This window comes from Cognatishimia activa (assembly GCF_001458335.1).
In the GTDB taxonomy this organism is placed as follows: Bacteria; Pseudomonadota; Alphaproteobacteria; order Rhodobacterales; family Rhodobacteraceae; genus Cognatishimia; species Cognatishimia activa.
The window spans coordinates 295,386-311,154 of record NZ_CYTO01000004.1; the positions used below are offsets into that span (position 1 = coordinate 295,386).

Below are 15,769 nucleotides of genomic sequence, written 5' to 3' on the forward strand. Positions count from 1 at the left end.
AGTACAAAACACCCATGAAATTGATCACCGCACCAGCGTCCCCGTACAGCCGCAAGGTCAAAGCGTTGTTATATGAAAGCAACCAAATGGGAGACGTCGAGTTACTCAACGTGAAAACATCGCCGGTTGCCGTGGATGAAGGCGTGCAAGCGGCCAATCCGCTGGGCAAAATTCCTTGCCTGCTGCGCGACTCAGATCCTGCGCTGTATGACAGCCGCGTGATCTGCCGCTTTTTGGATGCGCGTAGTGGAGGACAGTTCTACCCGGATGGTTCGATATGGGATGTTCTCACCATCGAGGCCACTGCCGATGGAATTTTGGATTCCGCGCTTTCGATGGTTTACGAGAAACGATTTCGCGACGAAAGTATTCAGTCTGAAGCATGGTTTAACGCTCAAAAAAGCAAAGTATTGAATGGGGTTGCCGCGTTGAACGAGACTTGGATGAGCCATTTGAATGGTCCCATTCATATGGGCCACATCGCGGTAGGATGTGCGCTGGGATATTTGGATTTCAGGTTAGATGATTTGGGTTGGCGCGCAGAAAATGAAGCGCTTGCCGGTTGGTATGCTGAGTTTCAATCTCGAGAGGCAATGAAAAAGACGGAACCGTTTGATCCCGCCTAAAGAAAAGCCCCGCTGTTTGGCGGGGCTTTTTGATTAGAACTTGTAAGTCAGACCGAAGTTCAAAGCGTTGGTAATGAGCGAAGTTTCTAGCGTTCCGCCGCTGTCCAAATCTGCTTTGTTGTCAGAATAGGTGATCTGGTATTCTGCGTAGGTTGCGATGCGATCTGAGAGGTCTAAGGAAATTCCTGCTCCCAGACGCGCGGCCGGGCCGGTATATTGATATCCGAATGTGGCGTCGCCAACACCGGGCTCCACGTCCACATGGGGCACAGCCACACCAATACCTGCTGTCACGAATGGTGTCAGGCGCCCATTCCACCACTGGTCTTCCCAACGGCGGTGAATGTTCGCGGTTATAATGTTGTGGCCGTCGGTGAACTCTAAGCTATTGAGTCCCAGGGACGCGAGATCAGCGTCAGATGCATAGGCCTTAGCGTGCGTGAGTTCGACACCATAGCCCCAACCGCTTTCACGCCAATAAATTGCGCGCAGGCCGTAATAGACAGGCGCTTCAAATGATTTGCCTTCCCATTTCACGGTCTGATTGCCGAATGGGCTTTCGATTGTGCTGTGCGGGGATGATTGAGAGCCGAGATAGAAGCTCACTTCCATCTCTGCGGCGGCAGGAGTGGCGAGAATCACCGCAGAAAATGCTGCCTTTACGCCTAAATGAGCCATGGTGAACGTTCCTTCGTCGAAAATACGCGTCTCTCGATCGCTGATACACTTGCTCAACATACTCCTCAAGCGCGACACTTCAACGCTCTTGTCACGATCTTTTGCTGGAAAGCTAGACGTGAGCACGCCGCTTCGCTAACAATCTGCGCAGGCAGGTGCGTCCAATTGCGCCCAACCCCAGCGGCTTTCTTTGGAAAGCCCTAATATCGGAGTAACCTTGTGGCCCACGTAGACAATGACGAAGGCACCCGGAGGGATTTCCTCTACTACGCGACGGCAGGGGCCGGCGCGGTGACCGCTGGTGCAGCGGTTTGGCCTTTGGTCAACCAAATGAACCCATCCGCAGATGTGAAAGCCTTGGCCTCGATCCGGGTCGATGTATCCGGGGTTGAGCCCGGCACACAGCTCACCGTGAAATGGCTTGGTAAGCCGGTGTTCATTCGCCGCCGTACACAGGCGGAAATCGATGACGCGCGGTCCGTGAGCTTGGAAGAGCTGACAATCGATGCTGAATCCCAGAACGCCAACAAGCCTGGCACCGATGCCGCGGATGAAAACCGCGCGATGGATGACGCTGGCGAATGGCTGGTGATGATCGGCGTTTGTACGCACCTTGGCTGTGTTCCACTTGGAGACGCGGGTGATTTCGGCGGTTGGTTCTGCCCTTGCCACGGCTCCCACTACGACACATCCGGTCGGGTCCGCAAAGGTCCGGCTCCTGAAAACCTTCCTGTTCCGGTCGCCCGCTTTGAAGGCACCGAACTGGTACTCGGATAAGGAGCGCGAAGATGTCTGGTATTCCTCACGATCATTACGAGCCAAAGACTGGCGCGGAGAAATGGATTCACAGCCGTTTGCCGATTGTCGGTCTCGTTTATGACACACTGATGATCCCAACTCCCAAAAACCTGAACTGGTGGTGGATTTGGGGCATCGTTCTGGCTTTCTGCCTGGCGCTGCAAATCGTCACCGGTATCGTTCTGGTGATGCATTACACGCCGCATGTCGATCTGGCCTTCGCCTCCGTCGAGCACATCATGCGCGATGTGAATGGCGGTCATATGATCCGTTATCTGCACATGAATGGCGCATCGCTGTTCTTCGCGGCCGTTTACATTCACATGTTCCGAGGTCTTTTCTACGGCTCCTACAAGGCGCCACGAGAGATCACATGGATCATCGGTATGCTGATCTACCTTCTGATGATGGCAACCGGCTTTATGGGCTACGTTCTGCCTTGGGGTCAGATGTCCTTCTGGGGCGCGACTGTTATTACCGGCCTGTTTGGCGCGATCCCATTTGTTGGTGACGCTCTGCAGACCTTCCTGCTGGGTGGACCAGCGGTTGATAACGCTACCCTGAACCGCTTCTTCTCTTTGCACTACTTGCTGCCATTCGTGATTGCAGGTCTCGTGATCCTTCACATCTGGGCATTCCACCACACTGGCAACAACAACCCGACCGGTGTTGATGTACGTAAAGGCTCTAAGGAAGAAGCAGAGAAAGACACTCTGCCATTCTGGCCTTACTTTGTGATCAAGGACCTGTTCGCGCTGGGCGTTGTTCTGGTCATCTTCTTCGCGATTGTGGGCTTTATGCCAAACTATTTGGGTCACCCAGATAACTACATCGAAGCAAACCCACTGGCGACACCAGCACACATTGTTCCCGAATGGTACTTCTTGCCGTTCTACGCGATCCTGCGTGCCTTCACTGGCGACGTTTGGGTTGTCATGTTCGCAAGCTGGATCACTGGTGGCATCATCGACGCCAAGTTCTTTGGGGTTCTGGCGATGTTTGGCGCGATTGCTGTTATGGCGCTGACGCCTTGGTTGGATACGTCCACTGTACGGTCCGGTCGTTTCCGTCCGATGTTTAAATGGTTCTTCCGTCTTCTGATTTTGGACTTCTTTGTTCTGATGTGGGCGGGCGCGATGCCTGCGGAGCCGCCATACTCCACCATCTCGTTGATCGGTTCGACCTATTGGTTCGCCTACTTCTTGGTGATCCTGCCGCTGCTAGGTGTGTTTGAAACACCAGAAACGCCACCGGCGACAATCGAAGACGACTTCAATGACCACTATGTCAAAAAGCCCGCTGACGACGCTGACTCCAGCGCGCAGCCAGCTGAATAAGGGGACAGGGATATGCTTAAGAAACTAACCCTATCCGCGGTCGCTGCCCTTTCACTCACAGCTGGTGGCGCAATGGCCGCCGGCGGTGCGGGGCACGTCAATGACGTTGACTTCTCGTTTGAAGGGCCATTTGGCAAATTTGACGAGAACCAGCTTCAGCGTGGTCTGAAGGTTTACACCGAGGTCTGCGCGGCGTGTCACGGTCTGCAATATGTGCCGTTCCGTACGCTTTCTGACGAAGGTGGTCCTCATTTCTCTGAGGCGCAGGTCCGTGCCTACGCTGCAGAGAACTTTGAAGTGTTTGATGCAGAGCTGGACGATACCCGTCCAGCAAAGCCTGCGGATTTCTTTCCAGGTTCCGCTCTTGAAAATGCGCCTGACCTATCTTTGATGGCCAAGGCACGTGCGGGTTTCCACGGTCCACAGGGTACTGGTCTGAACCAGCTTTTCAAAGGTATGGGTGGCCCTGAATACATCACGTCGCTTCTGAGCGGTTATACCGGTAAGGAAAAGACACAAGCTGGTACAACGCTTTATGAAAATACTGCCTTCCCAGGTGGCTGGATTTCTATGGGTCCACCGCTTGAGGATGGTCTTGTCGATTTTGATGATGGCCACGCAAATGACTTGCACCACATGGCAGAAGACGTGTCAGCGTTCCTGATGTGGACAGCTGAACCTAAGATGATGGCGCGCAAACAAGCGGGCTTTACCGGTGTGTTCATTCTCTTCATCCTGACGGTGTTGCTCTATATGACCAACAAAAAGCTTTGGGCACCTCACAAAGGTAAGAAATACGTCTGAGTATTTTGAGTTCTAAATAGAGAAAGCCCCGCCAGTTGGCGGGGCTTTTTTTTGTGTGTACATCGTGAGGGGCGCTGCCCCTCGGCCTGACGGCCTCACCCCGGAGTATTTTCGCAAAGGTGAATGGGCCTGTGGGGTTATCAAAATCACAAGGCCCCAACCCGTTGAGGCGGGGTCTTGAAACTTTGTCGTTAGTTGACGGAAGCCCAACGCAGGATAAAGAAGTTATCGGCGCGTTGTACGACGTCCACATTGCTGCGTGCGCCCCAGAGCAGTGCTTGTACGTACATTGGGACATATCCGGCTTCATCCTGCAGGATCTTTGCCACCTCATCGAGCATCGCTTGACGTTTGCTGTCATCGACCTCGGATTGGATCATTGGCAGCAACTCATCCACACGCGCGTTGGAGAAATCGCCAAAGTTCCAGCTGCCCAGTTTCTTCTCTGGGTTTGGTGTGGTCACCAAGAAGCGAATTGGGTGCTCTGCATCAAATGAACCCGGGGACCAGCCCAGCATGTACATGTCAAAGTTATCGGCGCGGAGTTCTGGCCAATAGTTGCTGACAGGCATCGCATCGAGTTCCGCATTCAGACCGATCTGAGCCAGCATACCAACCGCCGCCTGACATACCGCTTCGTCATTGATGTAGCGGTTGTTCGGGCATTTTAGGCCAAAGCTGAAACCATCAGCGTATCCAGCCTCTGCGAGCAACGCGCGTGCTTTGTCCAAATTGTACTCTGGCCGCGCGGCAAGGTCTTTGGAATAGCCACGCATTGTAGAGCTAACAAGTTGCGAGATCGGCTCTGCGGAACCACGCATGATTGTCTGAACGATCGCGTCTACATTGATGGCGTGGTTCACCGCTTGGCGCACACGCACATCTTTGAATGGGTTTGGTTTACCTGCGTCAGCAGAATACTTCAGCGCATCTGCTTGATGAGCAAATCCAAACATAATCACACGTGCTTCAATCCCGATCTGCACCTTCACATCGGGGCTGCTGGACAACCGCGCAACGTCCTGCGTCGGAACCGGGTTGATCATATCGACTTCGCCCGACAGCAGTGCCGCCACAGCAGTGGCCGGGTTCTTAATAGGCGTGAACTCTGCGCGGGTGATATTGTGAGTCGCGTCATCCCACCAGCCATCAAAAGGTTCTAGAACCGTTAGAAGGTCGGTTTGACGTTCTACGACCTTAAACGCGCCCGTGCCATTGGTGTTGCGGGTCGCGTGGTTTTCTTCTTCTTTGGCCGGGATCGCGGAGTTGTTGGCTTCTGTCCAACCTTTATCCATGATCATGAAGTTGGCGATCGTATCTGGGAAAATCGGGTTTGGTGCGGTGGTGTAGAAATCAACGGTGTAGTCGTCGACAGCCTTTACTTCGGAGATCGTGGAGAACCAGCTTGCGACGTCAGACTCTGGCCGTGTCGCACGTTCATAGGAATAGACCACATCTTCGGCGTTAAAGGCGGAACCGTCGTGATATGTCACGCCCTGACGCAGGAAAAAGCGCCAGCCGTCGCTGCCGATGGCTTCCCATCTTTCAGCGAGCGCGCCTTCTACTTGCATGTTCTGGTCACGCCGCACGAGGCCTTCGTAGACGTTGTTTAGAAACCCAAGAACCGGCGCGGAGTTCACCGCATGGGGGTCCATGGTCTGAGGGTCAGTTGTACCGGCCCATTTAAAGGTCTCAGCAGCAGCACCTTGCGCTGATATGATTGCTATGGCCGTGGCCGCAAAAATCTTGTTCATAAGTGTCTCCCAAATTGCCCCGTTTCGCACAGAGTCTAAGATTGAGAGTACACGTGTTTTTTGAATGGGCAGTCAATTTATGCGATTTTGGTGTTCACATCTGCGTAACCGTCTAAAAGCTGGCACAAATTTGGTGCGAACCAACTGATCAAGTTGAAGCCGAAAGGCCTTTAAACCTGACTGCCACGCTCCCACTTTACTGTCCGGCACCCAACAAACCGGCCGAGTCGCTCTAATTCCGCACGCAGTTTGTTTCGGCGCGCCTTGCCCCAATTCACGCCCGGTTCAGGCCAGAAATCGATCACCCTCAGGGTTTCGGCATTGCGTTCGGCCTTTGCTTCGATGCGCCCAACAAAACGATCAGCTTCTAGGATTGGAAAGACATAGTAGCCCCAAATGCGTTTTTCTGCCGGCACGAACATTTCGTTGCGGTAATTGAAACCAAACAGCCTCTCAAGGCGGTTGCGGTCTCGGACAGCTGGATCAAACGGGTTGAGGATGCGAAGGCGTGATGTAGGCGCAGCAAGCGACGCGAGACGCGCTTCGATGTCTGGCGCGCCGAAGCCTTTGGTAATGCTGCCATCGTCGTTTTCGATCTCAACAGGCACCAAACCAGCGCTATCCAGCCAGTTCTTGGTTTCTTTGGCTGAACTTGTTTCCCAGAACCTTTGGATTTCTCCTTGGCTTCCGACGGCGATGCGATCTATCGCTGCGTTTAACAAGAAATCGAGTTCATCTTTTTCTGACAGAGAGCGGTTGCGGAATTCTTCGGGAAAGACGCGTTCTGGCAGGTTGTAAAACTTAATGAACCCATCGCGAAAACATGTCGTCAGCTGCCCAGTCATCCACATGTAGTCGAGTGCCTTCTTGTGGGGGGGACGGGCCCACATCTTTTTTTCGCCTTGGATTTTGGTGTCAAAGGCATGGGTCGAAAGCGCGCCTTCATCGCGGATGCGATCTTTAAGCTCGTCCAGATAAGGGTTGTTCTCCAAATCCCCGTGCCAGCGCCGCGCCGTGACGACCATACGACGGAACTGACGCTGCCACGCGGGCAGGAACTCCATGGGTAAGACGCTGGCGTCATGGGTGAAATGTTCAAAGATCTTGCGCTCTTTAGCCAAGAGCGGGTTCAGCATCGGCTCGCGATAGTTCTGATTGCGGGACCAGAGGATGTGGTGATGCGCGCGCGCGACATATTGAATGGTGTCGAGCTGCACCATCCCAAGCTTCAGAATCGTATCGTAGAGATTGAGTGGTCCGGTGGGCGTGTCAGACAGGCCTTGAGAGGCCAGCCAAAGCCAGCGCGCCGTGCGATTTTCGATTTTGAGGACTGCCTGCAAGATGCGCTCCTTTTGAGCGCATCAAACAGGAACAAAGGGTGAAAATCAATCCACCCCGATAATATGCTGTTCGCCGCGTTGGCGTGCCAATTCCATTTGCTTCTGACGCTCGCGGAACCGCTCTTTATCCTTCTCGGAATATTCATCCACGCAAAGATGGCAGCTGACGCCGGCCTCATATTCCGGACGCTTCAGATCCGTTGGCAACAGGGGGCGACGGCAAGCGTGGCAAAGCACATGCGGGCCTTCTTTAAGACCGTGCCCAACGGACACGCGGCCGTCAAAAACGAAACATTCGCCCTCCCAAGTGCTATCTTCTTGAGGCACTTCTTCGAGATATTTCAGGATGCCACCTTTGAGGTGGTACACATCCTCGACCCCTTGGCTCATGAGGTAGTTTGTGGATTTCTCGCAGCGGATGCCGCCTGTGCAGAACATCGCGACGCGTTTGTTGTGGAAGCGATCTTTGTTCTCTTCCCACCATTTTGGGAAATCGCGGAACGATGCGGTTTCAGGGTCGACGGCACCTTCAAAGGTGCCGATGGCCACTTCGTAGTCGTTGCGTGTGTCGATTGTCACCACATCGGGGGATTTGATCAGTTCGTTCCAGTCTTCTGGGTTCACGTAGTTGCCGACATGCGCCGTCGGATCAACATTGGGTTGGCCCAAAGTCACGATCTCTTTCTTCAGCTTCACCTTCATGCGCGGGAAGGGTTTCTCAGCGGCTGTGGATAGCTTCCATTCAAAATTCGCGCAGCCCGGCAAGGATTGGATATGCGCGATGACCGCATCAATGCCTTTGCGAGGTCCCGCGATGGTGCCGTTGATGCCTTCGTGTGCCAAAAGCAGCGTGCCGGTGATGTTTTCTTTTTCGCAAAGTTCGAGCAGCGGGGCGCGGAGCGCCTCGTGATTTTCAAAGCTGGTGAAGTGATAAAGAGCGCAGACTGTATACATGGCGTGCCCATTACGCCCAAAATAGTCTCTGATCAAGACTTGGCGATGGGCCCCATTGACGCGCCTTGCCGCAGTTCCTACCCATAACATCAAAGGAGAGCCGCATGTCCAAAGCCCTGATTGTGATCGATGTTCAGAATGACTTTTGCCCCGGCGGCGCATTGGCGGTTCCAGAGGGGGATCTGATCGTACCTGGCATCAACGCGCTTATGGCGGATTTTGATGCTGTGATCTTGACGCAGGACTGGCACCCAAAGGGCCATTCTTCTTTTGCCAGCAGCCATGCTGGCAAGGACCCATATGATTTGGTGGAGATGGCCTACGGTCCGCAGGTTTTGTGGCCGGATCACTGCATTCAAGGCACTGAAGGTGGCGCATTCCACGCGGATTTGAATACCGATCGCGCGGACTTGGTTGTGCGCAAAGGGTATAATCCAGCTATCGACAGCTACTCTGCATTCTTTGAGAACGACCAAGAGACGCCGACCGGTTTGGAGGGCTATCTGCGCACACGCGGGCTGACGGACCTCACCATGGTGGGCTTGGCCACAGATTTTTGCGTGAACTTTTCCGCAGTCGATGCGGCGAAGCTCGGGTTTAATGTCACCGTTGATCAGTCCTTGTGCCGGGCTATCGATCTAGATGGATCTCTGGACGCCGCCCTTAGCGGTATGGCAAAATCCGGGGTGATCCTCAGCTAAGTACGCTTGCCAAGGTCATTTCAGTGAAGGCATGAGAGAATTAAGAGGGTAGAATGGTCGATATTGCGACGCGGGTTTGGAACCACAAGTGGAAGATTGATCCGATTGTGCGGTCTTTAATCGACACGGATTTCTACAAGCTTTTGATGTGTCAAAGTGTGTTCCGGAATCGTCCGGACACACAAGTGACGTTCTCGCTGATCAACCGCACCAAATCTGTACCTCTGGCAAAGTTGATTGATGAAGGCGAGCTGCGAGAGCAACTTGACCATGTGCGGTCTTTGTCGCTGACGCGCGGTGAAAGCACTTGGCTGCGCGGGAATACGTTTTACGGCAAACGCCAGATGTTCCGCCCTGATTTCATGGAATGGTTCGAGAATCTGCGCCTGCCCGACTACCATCTGGAGCGGGTCGGTGATCAGTATCAACTGACCTTTGAGGGCAGCTGGCCTGAGGTGATGTTGTGGGAGATCCCTGCGCTTTCTGTGTTGATGGAGCTGCGCAGCCGGGCCGTTCTGGATCAGATGAAAAAGTTCGAACTGCAGGTGCTGTACGCCCGTGCGATGACCAAGCTTTGGGAAAAGATCGAAAATCTGCGCGACATCGACAATCTGCGGATTGCAGATTTTGGAACGCGGCGGCGGCATTCCTATCTTTGGCAGGACTGGGCTGTTCAGGCCATGGGGGAGGGGCTTGGTGAAAAGTTCGTTGGAACCTCCAACTGTCTCATCGCCAAGAACCGAGATTTGGAGGCGATTGGGACAAATGCGCATGAGCTGCCAATGGTCTATGCGGCGCTTGCTGAGAGCGACGAAGAGTTGGCGCAAGCTCCCTATCAAGTTCTTGCTGATTGGCACGAAGAGCATGATGGCAACCTGCGGATCATCTTGCCCGACACATATGGCACCAATGGGTTCCTAGACCGAGCGCCAAAGTGGCTTGAGAGCTGGACGGGAATTCGGATCGATTCTGGTGATCCTGCGGCGGGCGCCGGGAAGGCCATCGATTGGTGGACGTCGCGCGGGGAAGATCCCACAAAGAAACTGGTCATCTTCTCTGACGGGCTGGACGTAGACAAGATCCGCCAATTGCAACAGCAGTTTGAGGGCCGAGTTTTGACCAGTTTTGGTTGGGGTACCTTGCTGACCAATGATTTCCGTGGGCTTGTGCCGGGCGATACGCTCGCGCCTTTCTCGCTTGTCTGTAAGGCGGTTTCTGCCAATGGTCAGTCGACTGTGAAACTCTCAGACAACCCAAATAAAGCGATGGGGCCTGCGGATCAGATAGACCGCTATAAACGCGTCTTCGACGTGGGTGCACAGACCAAACAGGACGTTGTCGTCTAACCGCACTTATGCAGGCTACAAAAGAATCCTTCCCTTATTTAACAAATATGTTAAATAAGGTGACATGAGTGATTTACGATCCGTTTTTGCTGCGCTGTCTGATGAAACCCGTTTCGACATTGTTGAACGGTTGATGAAAGACGGCGAACTGCCTGCCGGCGATCTGGTCTCTGACTCAACGATTAGTGGCCCTGCAATCTCGCGCCACCTGAAGGTGCTTCGTGAGGCAGGGCTCGTCGAACAGCGGGCAGAAGGCACCAGGCGGCTTTACGCGGTGCGGCCGCAAGCATTGAAAACGATTTCGGATTGGACAATCGACCATCGGGCTTTCTGGGAAGTCAGCCTAAATCGTATGGCAGCTGCCTTGGAGGCTGAGGAGGACATATGCCCGACATCAGATTAGAACGCGAATTCAACGTAACGCAGGAACGGCTATTTGATTTTGTGACCAAACGCGCTTCGGTGCTTGAATGGTTCGGCTATGAGGGCATGACCTTTCCAGCAGACGAAATGGATTTTTCGCGCACTGGTCCGTGGTTTCTGGAAATGGTGAGCAAAGAGGGCAACACGATGAAGCTCTCTGGCCATGTAACCCATGTGGATCGTCCGAAGACCGTAGGGTTCACTTGGGGATGGCATGATCCCGAAGACAAGCGAGGACCTGAAAGTCATGTCATGTTTACGGTGATGGAAACCGCGAAGGGTGCAAAGCTCATCATCGATCACCGAGAGCTTCCGGATGAGGAAGCGGCGACCGGACACAATAGCGGTTGGACTTATGCGCTGGGCACAATAACCCGGATCTTGCAGAGCTAACCAAACAAAGACCGAATTTGACGTCAATTTCTGGCAAATCGGGTGACTCCCGTTTGCTCGATCCAAAAGGGCTGCGCGCCCGTAACATTGAACCAAAAGGAGAAATGAAATGCCTAAATTTATATTTGCTTATCATGGTGGTGGCATGCCGGAGACCCCTGAAGAGGGTGAGCGCGTTATGGCTGCTTGGACCGCATGGTATGAACAGATTGGACCGAACCTAGCTGATGGTGGCGCGCCGGTGGGAATGTCTAAGACGGTTACGGAAAATGGTATTGAAGACAATGGTGGCGCAAATCCCTTGTCCGGCTTCACCTTGGTAAATGCAGACAGCATGGAAGCGGCGCTGGAGATGGCAAAAGGTTGCCCAATCATTGGTGACCGAAACGGCACCGTTGAAGTGGCCGAATGCATGGAAATGTAAGTCGACGAAATTCACTTTATGTAGCGGTCTCTGGGATAACCGGGGGCCGCTTTTGCGTTCCGTCGTCGGTATCGCCTCAATAACCTGAGAAGTGATGGGCAATTTCGTGCCAACAGGGCTTTCGCAATCCGCAAAAATAAGAGTATTGTAAGCCCATCGAGAAAAGGGAATGCCGCAAATACAAAGCCGGGAAACGGTGCGGTGGGTTTTCGGAATTGAGGGCAAGGACAGCTTGGAGGCTGTAAATATGGGATCAAAGACATTGCGCGCGTCTATCATTGGGACAGTCATGGGTGCGCTGACGCTGGTGGGCGCAGCCGGTGCTCAGGAGAGCAGCAATCAAGTGGCGGCAAAGACCGATTGGAGCGTCTTTGTTGAAAGCAGTCCAAAGGAATGCTGGGCCGTTTCGACTTTTAAGGAAAGCGTAAACACACGCAACGGCGCTGTGGTCGCGGTGCGCCGGACCCAGACATTGCTGATGGTTATTTTCCGCCCAGACAATAACATCAAAGGCCAAATCGGTTTTACAGGTGGATATCCGTTTAAGTCTGGTTCTACGGTAAGTCTAAAAATTGATGACGATACCTATGATCTATTCACGGAAGGCGAATGGGCGTGGCCTCAAACCACTGAAGAGGACGCAAAGATCGTGGCCGCGATGAAACGCGGGAAAACAGCTGTGGTCGTTGGTGAATCGGGTCGTGGTACACGTACGCAGGATACGTTCTCGTTGCTGGGTTTCACCGCAGCACATGACGATGCGGGCAAACGCTGTAGCTAGTTGGTACACAAGTCAGTCAAATTGAAAGCCCGACATTCGTCGGGCTTTTGTCTTTGACGCGCTGTGTTTGCAAATTATCTACTATCGTGTATGTGACCCGCCTGAACCCCGGAGATTCCAGCCATGACAGCTCGTGCACCGATCACGCAGGACGTACATACAATTCCGCGCAAGATGCCGGAAGGCGACAAGCAAAACCTTGTTGGCCTGACGCGCGACGCGATGCGCGACGCATTGATTGCTGCCGGAACACCGGAAAAACAGGCGAAAATGCGCGTGGGTCAGATCTGGCAATGGATCTACCAATGGGGTGTGCGCGACTTCCATGAGATGACCAACCTGTCCAAAGCGTATCGCGCACAGCTGGACGATGCGTTCACGATTGAGATTCCTGAAGTGGTATCAAAGCAAGTATCTGTCGACGGCACTCGCAAATACTTGGTGAAAATCGCCGGCGGCCACGAGGTCGAGGTGGTTTATATTCCAGAAGATGACCGCGGTACTTTGTGTGTTTCTTCCCAAGTTGGCTGCACACTCACCTGTTCTTTCTGCCATACGGGCACACAGAAACTGGTGCGGAACCTGACGGCTGGCGAAATTGTCGGTCAGATCATGATGGCACGCGATGACCTAGAAGAATGGCCAGTTCCCGGCGCGCCGAAAGATGAGACGCGGCTTTTGTCCAACATTGTTTTGATGGGTATGGGTGAGCCACTTTATAACTTCGACAACGTGCGCGACGCGATGAAAATTGCGATGGACGATGCTGGAATTTCTCTAAGCCGTCGTCGGATTACATTGTCCACATCCGGCGTGGTGCCAGGCATTGTGCGCACCGCAGAAGAAATTGGCTGTCTTTTGGCGATTTCTTTCCACGCGACCGATGATGAAACCCGCGATGTGTTGGTGCCAATCAACAAGAAGTGGAATATCGACGCGCTTCTTAAAGCCCTTGCGGAATACCCTCGCGCCTCGAACTCTGAACGGATCACGTTTGAGTATGTGATGCTTGATGGCGTAAACGACAGCGACGAAGATGCGCATCGTTTGATTAAGTTCCTGAAGGACTACAATATCCCAGCGAAGATCAACTTGATCCCATTCAATGAATGGCCGGGCGCTCCATATAAACGGTCTTCGAACAATCGTATCCGCGCTTTTGCCAATATCGTTTACCAAGCTGGTTATGCGAGCCCGATCCGCAAAACACGCGGTGATGACATTATGGCAGCCTGTGGTCAGCTTAAATCGGCGACAGAACGGGCGCGAAAGTCGAAAAAAGCGATCGAAGCGGAAGTTGGTCTGCGTTAATTCACCTAAAATTAATCAGATGCATGTTCACATGCTCTTATGAGCAAAGTGACCGTTATGTTTGACTTGGACGAAAACACCTTTCAGGCCCTGAAATGGGCTGCGCGGCAAGAGCATGCCGCGCTTGGTGATCTTGTCCGCATCGCCTTAAACAAAGACTTAGTTGGGCGCCAAATGGCGACCAATGCGATTAGCGACCCGGAATAGCGTCGCGTTTTCCGCCTTGATCCCAGTTGTCGATCAAGTCGATGGCTTCTGCAGCGCTGTCCACAAAACGGAATAGATCCAAGTCATCCGCGGAAATGGTTCCCGCATCAGATAGTGCGTCCCAGTTGATGATATTTTCCCAGAATGCTTTGCCAAAGAGAACGAATGGCACCCGTTCCATACGGCCTGTTTGGATCAAAGTCAGCGCTTAAAAAAGTTCATCCAAAGTACCAAACCCGCCAGGGAAAACAGTGATGGCGCGGGCGCGCATCAGGAAATGCATTTTGCGGATCGCAAAGTAGTGGAAGTTAAAACACAGGTCCGGCGTAACGTATTGATTTGGCGCTTGTTCAAACGGCAGCACAATATTCAGGCCGATTGATTTGCCACCGGCATCGACCGCACCGCGATTGCCTGCTTCCATCACCCCCGGTCCGCCTCCGGTCACGATAACATTCTCATGTCCGCCGCTTTCCATGGATTTAAGCGTCATGAGGCGCGCAAACTCGCGTGCCTCGTCATAAAATACGGACAGATCCGCGAGTGTTTTTGTGCGCGCCGTTTCTTTCTTTGAAGGTTCAGGAATGCGTGCACCGCCAAACATGACAATTGTGCTCTCGATACCCGCCTCGTCCTGAAGCATTTCCGGCTTCAAGAGTTCGAGTTGCAGGCGCACGGGGCGCAATGCGTCTTGGCATAGGAAATCCTCGTCCGCGAAAGCCAAGCGATATGCTGGGGCTTTTGTCTGCTCGGTCTCGGGCGCTTTTTCAGCGGCGCTGCGGTCGGTGTGGGCGTCGCGGAATGGGGTGCGGTGATCGTCTTTCATGTCCTGTCCTTTAAATGCGCGTGTTGCTTTAGGCGTAGCGCGAAGCGAAAGCCATTTCCAGCGCGGCTTAGGGGGAAACACAAAGAGGTGTTGTCCATAATTGGTCGCTTTTTCATGCAAGGGTGGCGGTCCGCTGGTGACGTTGGCGGCTTGTTTCGCTATGAAAGCTCGAATCCGAAATTAAGGAGCCGAATTTAATGTCCAACGCACAATTGGAAACTGCCATTGAAGCCGCGTGGGAAGCACGCGACACAATCACCCCAGCGACCACTGGCGAACAGCGTGAAGCCATCGAAGATACGCTGAACGCGCTTGATTCAGGTAAACTGCGCGTGGCGGAAAAGCTGGAAAATGGCGATTGGCATGTTAACCAATGGGCCAAGAAAGCGGTTCTGCTCGGCTTCCGTATTAAAGATATGGAAGAGCAGTCCGGTGGCCCACAAGGGTCCGGTTGGTGGGACAAGGTCGACAGCAAGTTCAAAGGTTGGGGTGAAGCACAGTGGAAAGAAGCTGGCTTCCGTGCGGTTCCTAACGCGGTTGTTCGCAAGTCTGCGTACATCGCGCCAGGCGTCGTTTTGATGCCATCCTTTGTGAACCTCGGTGCCCATGTTGATGAAGGCACTATGGTTGATACCTGGGCGACCGTTGGCTCTTGCGCTCAGATCGGTAAAAACGTGCACCTGTCCGGCGGCGTTGGCATTGGCGGCGTTCTGGAGCCTATGCAAGCAGGTCCAACCATCATCGAGGACAACTGCTTTATCGGCGCGCGTTCTGAAGTGGTCGAAGGTTGTATCGTCCGTGAAGGCTCTGTGCTGGGCATGGGCGTTTTCATCGGTCAGTCCACCAAGATCGTTGATCGTGAAACTGGCGAAGTGATGTATGGCGAAGTGCCGCCTTACTCCGTTGTTGTCGCCGGCTCTATGCCGTCCAAAAACAACGTAAACCTTTACTGCGCGGTGATCGTGAAACGCGTGGATGAGAAGACCCGCAGCAAAACCGGCATCAACGAATTGCTGCGCGACTAATCGCGCTTTAAGTGACAAGGCATGCGCCCGCCACTGGCGGG

Annotated in this window: 17 protein-coding genes and 1 pseudogene; 13 read left to right on the forward strand and 5 right to left on the reverse strand. The window is 53.5% G+C overall.

The annotated features are described in order from the left end of the window. Positions 1–14: 14 nt before the first annotated feature. Positions 15–626 carry a glutathione S-transferase gene (locus TA5113_RS02560; RefSeq protein WP_058313654.1) on the forward strand — a complete coding sequence of 204 codons (612 nt, stop codon included), beginning with the start codon at positions 15–17 and terminating at the stop codon, positions 624–626. 33 nt (positions 627–659) lie between these two features. On the opposite strand, the gene TA5113_RS02565 is transcribed toward TA5113_RS02560, so the two are convergent. Continuing rightward, entirely contained in the window at positions 660–1,304 is a 645-nt protein-coding gene (locus TA5113_RS02565; protein ID WP_058313789.1) for an outer membrane beta-barrel protein, read from the reverse strand. Between the two features lie 219 nt (positions 1,305–1,523). Between TA5113_RS02565 and petA the strand changes: the two genes are divergently transcribed. The 3 genes from petA to TA5113_RS02580 are packed head-to-tail and all read left to right on the forward strand — an operon-like array spanning position 1,524 to position 4,243. Then, positions 1,524–2,081: a ubiquinol-cytochrome c reductase iron-sulfur subunit gene (petA, locus tag TA5113_RS02570; RefSeq protein ID WP_058316597.1), complete on the forward strand. Its 558-nt coding sequence runs from the start codon at positions 1,524–1,526 to the stop codon at positions 2,079–2,081. Positions 2,082–2,092: 11 nt separating this feature from the next. Then, entirely contained in the window at positions 2,093–3,439 is a 1,347-nt protein-coding gene (gene petB / locus TA5113_RS02575) for a cytochrome b (protein ID WP_058313656.1), read from the forward strand. A gap of 12 nt (positions 3,440–3,451) precedes the next feature. Further along, on the forward strand, positions 3,452–4,243 hold the full coding sequence (locus TA5113_RS02580) for a cytochrome c1 (RefSeq protein WP_058313657.1): 792 nt from the start codon (positions 3,452–3,454) through the stop codon (positions 4,241–4,243). A 191-nt stretch (positions 4,244–4,434) separates the two neighbouring features. Here TA5113_RS02580 and TA5113_RS02585 read toward each other — a convergent pair whose 3' ends face one another. The 3 genes from TA5113_RS02585 to trhO form a co-directional block, all read right to left on the reverse strand. Then, positions 4,435–5,997 carry an ABC transporter substrate-binding protein gene (locus TA5113_RS02585; RefSeq protein WP_058313658.1) on the reverse strand — a complete coding sequence of 521 codons (1,563 nt, stop codon included), beginning with the start codon at positions 5,995–5,997 and terminating at the stop codon, positions 4,435–4,437. A gap of 170 nt (positions 5,998–6,167) precedes the next feature. Next, positions 6,168–7,337 carry a winged helix-turn-helix domain-containing protein gene (locus TA5113_RS02590; RefSeq protein WP_058313659.1) on the reverse strand — a complete coding sequence of 390 codons (1,170 nt, stop codon included), beginning with the start codon at positions 7,335–7,337 and terminating at the stop codon, positions 6,168–6,170. 45 nt (positions 7,338–7,382) lie between these two features. Further along, positions 7,383–8,291, reverse strand: coding sequence for an oxygen-dependent tRNA uridine(34) hydroxylase TrhO (trhO, locus tag TA5113_RS02595; protein WP_058313660.1), 909 nt, complete (start codon positions 8,289–8,291; stop codon positions 7,383–7,385). A gap of 104 nt (positions 8,292–8,395) precedes the next feature. On the opposite strand from trhO, the gene pncA reads away from it, so the two are divergent. The 8 genes from pncA (at position 8,396) to TA5113_RS16880 (ending at position 13,877) form a co-directional block, all read left to right on the forward strand. Beyond that, on the forward strand, positions 8,396–8,992 hold the full coding sequence (gene pncA, locus TA5113_RS02600) for a bifunctional nicotinamidase/pyrazinamidase (protein ID WP_082625770.1): 597 nt from the start codon (positions 8,396–8,398) through the stop codon (positions 8,990–8,992). A 53-nt stretch (positions 8,993–9,045) separates the two neighbouring features. After that, positions 9,046–10,338, forward strand: coding sequence for a nicotinate phosphoribosyltransferase (gene pncB, locus TA5113_RS02605; protein ID WP_058316598.1), 1,293 nt, complete (start codon positions 9,046–9,048; stop codon positions 10,336–10,338). A gap of 64 nt (positions 10,339–10,402) precedes the next feature. Beyond that, positions 10,403–10,741, forward strand: a complete 339-nt coding sequence (locus tag TA5113_RS02610; RefSeq protein ID WP_058313663.1) for an ArsR/SmtB family transcription factor — start codon at positions 10,403–10,405, stop codon at positions 10,739–10,741. Next, positions 10,723–11,154 carry an SRPBCC family protein gene (locus tag TA5113_RS02615; protein WP_058313664.1) on the forward strand — a complete coding sequence of 144 codons (432 nt, stop codon included), beginning with the start codon at positions 10,723–10,725 and terminating at the stop codon, positions 11,152–11,154. The genes TA5113_RS02610 and TA5113_RS02615 overlap by 19 nt, the downstream gene beginning before the upstream one ends. Positions 11,155–11,263: 109 nt before the next feature. Further along, positions 11,264–11,578, forward strand: a complete 315-nt coding sequence (locus tag TA5113_RS02620) for a YciI family protein (protein ID WP_058313665.1) — start codon at positions 11,264–11,266, stop codon at positions 11,576–11,578. Between the two features lie 247 nt (positions 11,579–11,825). Further along, positions 11,826–12,359, forward strand: coding sequence for an invasion associated locus B family protein (locus TA5113_RS02625; RefSeq protein WP_058313790.1), 534 nt, complete (start codon positions 11,826–11,828; stop codon positions 12,357–12,359). 123 nt (positions 12,360–12,482) lie between these two features. After that, positions 12,483–13,670, forward strand: a complete 1,188-nt coding sequence (gene rlmN, locus TA5113_RS02630; protein WP_058313666.1) for a dual-specificity RNA methyltransferase RlmN — start codon at positions 12,483–12,485, stop codon at positions 13,668–13,670. A 57-nt stretch (positions 13,671–13,727) separates the two neighbouring features. Next, positions 13,728–13,877: a hypothetical protein gene (locus TA5113_RS16880; protein ID WP_165589373.1), complete on the forward strand. Its 150-nt coding sequence runs from the start codon at positions 13,728–13,730 to the stop codon at positions 13,875–13,877. Here TA5113_RS16880 and TA5113_RS02635 read toward each other — a convergent pair. Continuing rightward, positions 13,861–14,703: pseudogene (locus TA5113_RS02635) on the reverse strand (LOG family protein). The gene TA5113_RS16880 and the pseudogene TA5113_RS02635 sit on opposite strands and share 17 nt — an antisense overlap. Before the next feature lie 197 nt (positions 14,704–14,900). Here TA5113_RS02635 and dapD point away from each other — a divergent pair. After that, positions 14,901–15,728, forward strand: coding sequence for a 2,3,4,5-tetrahydropyridine-2,6-dicarboxylate N-succinyltransferase (dapD, locus tag TA5113_RS02640; protein WP_058313668.1), 828 nt, complete (start codon positions 14,901–14,903; stop codon positions 15,726–15,728). Positions 15,729–15,769 lie beyond the last annotated feature (41 nt).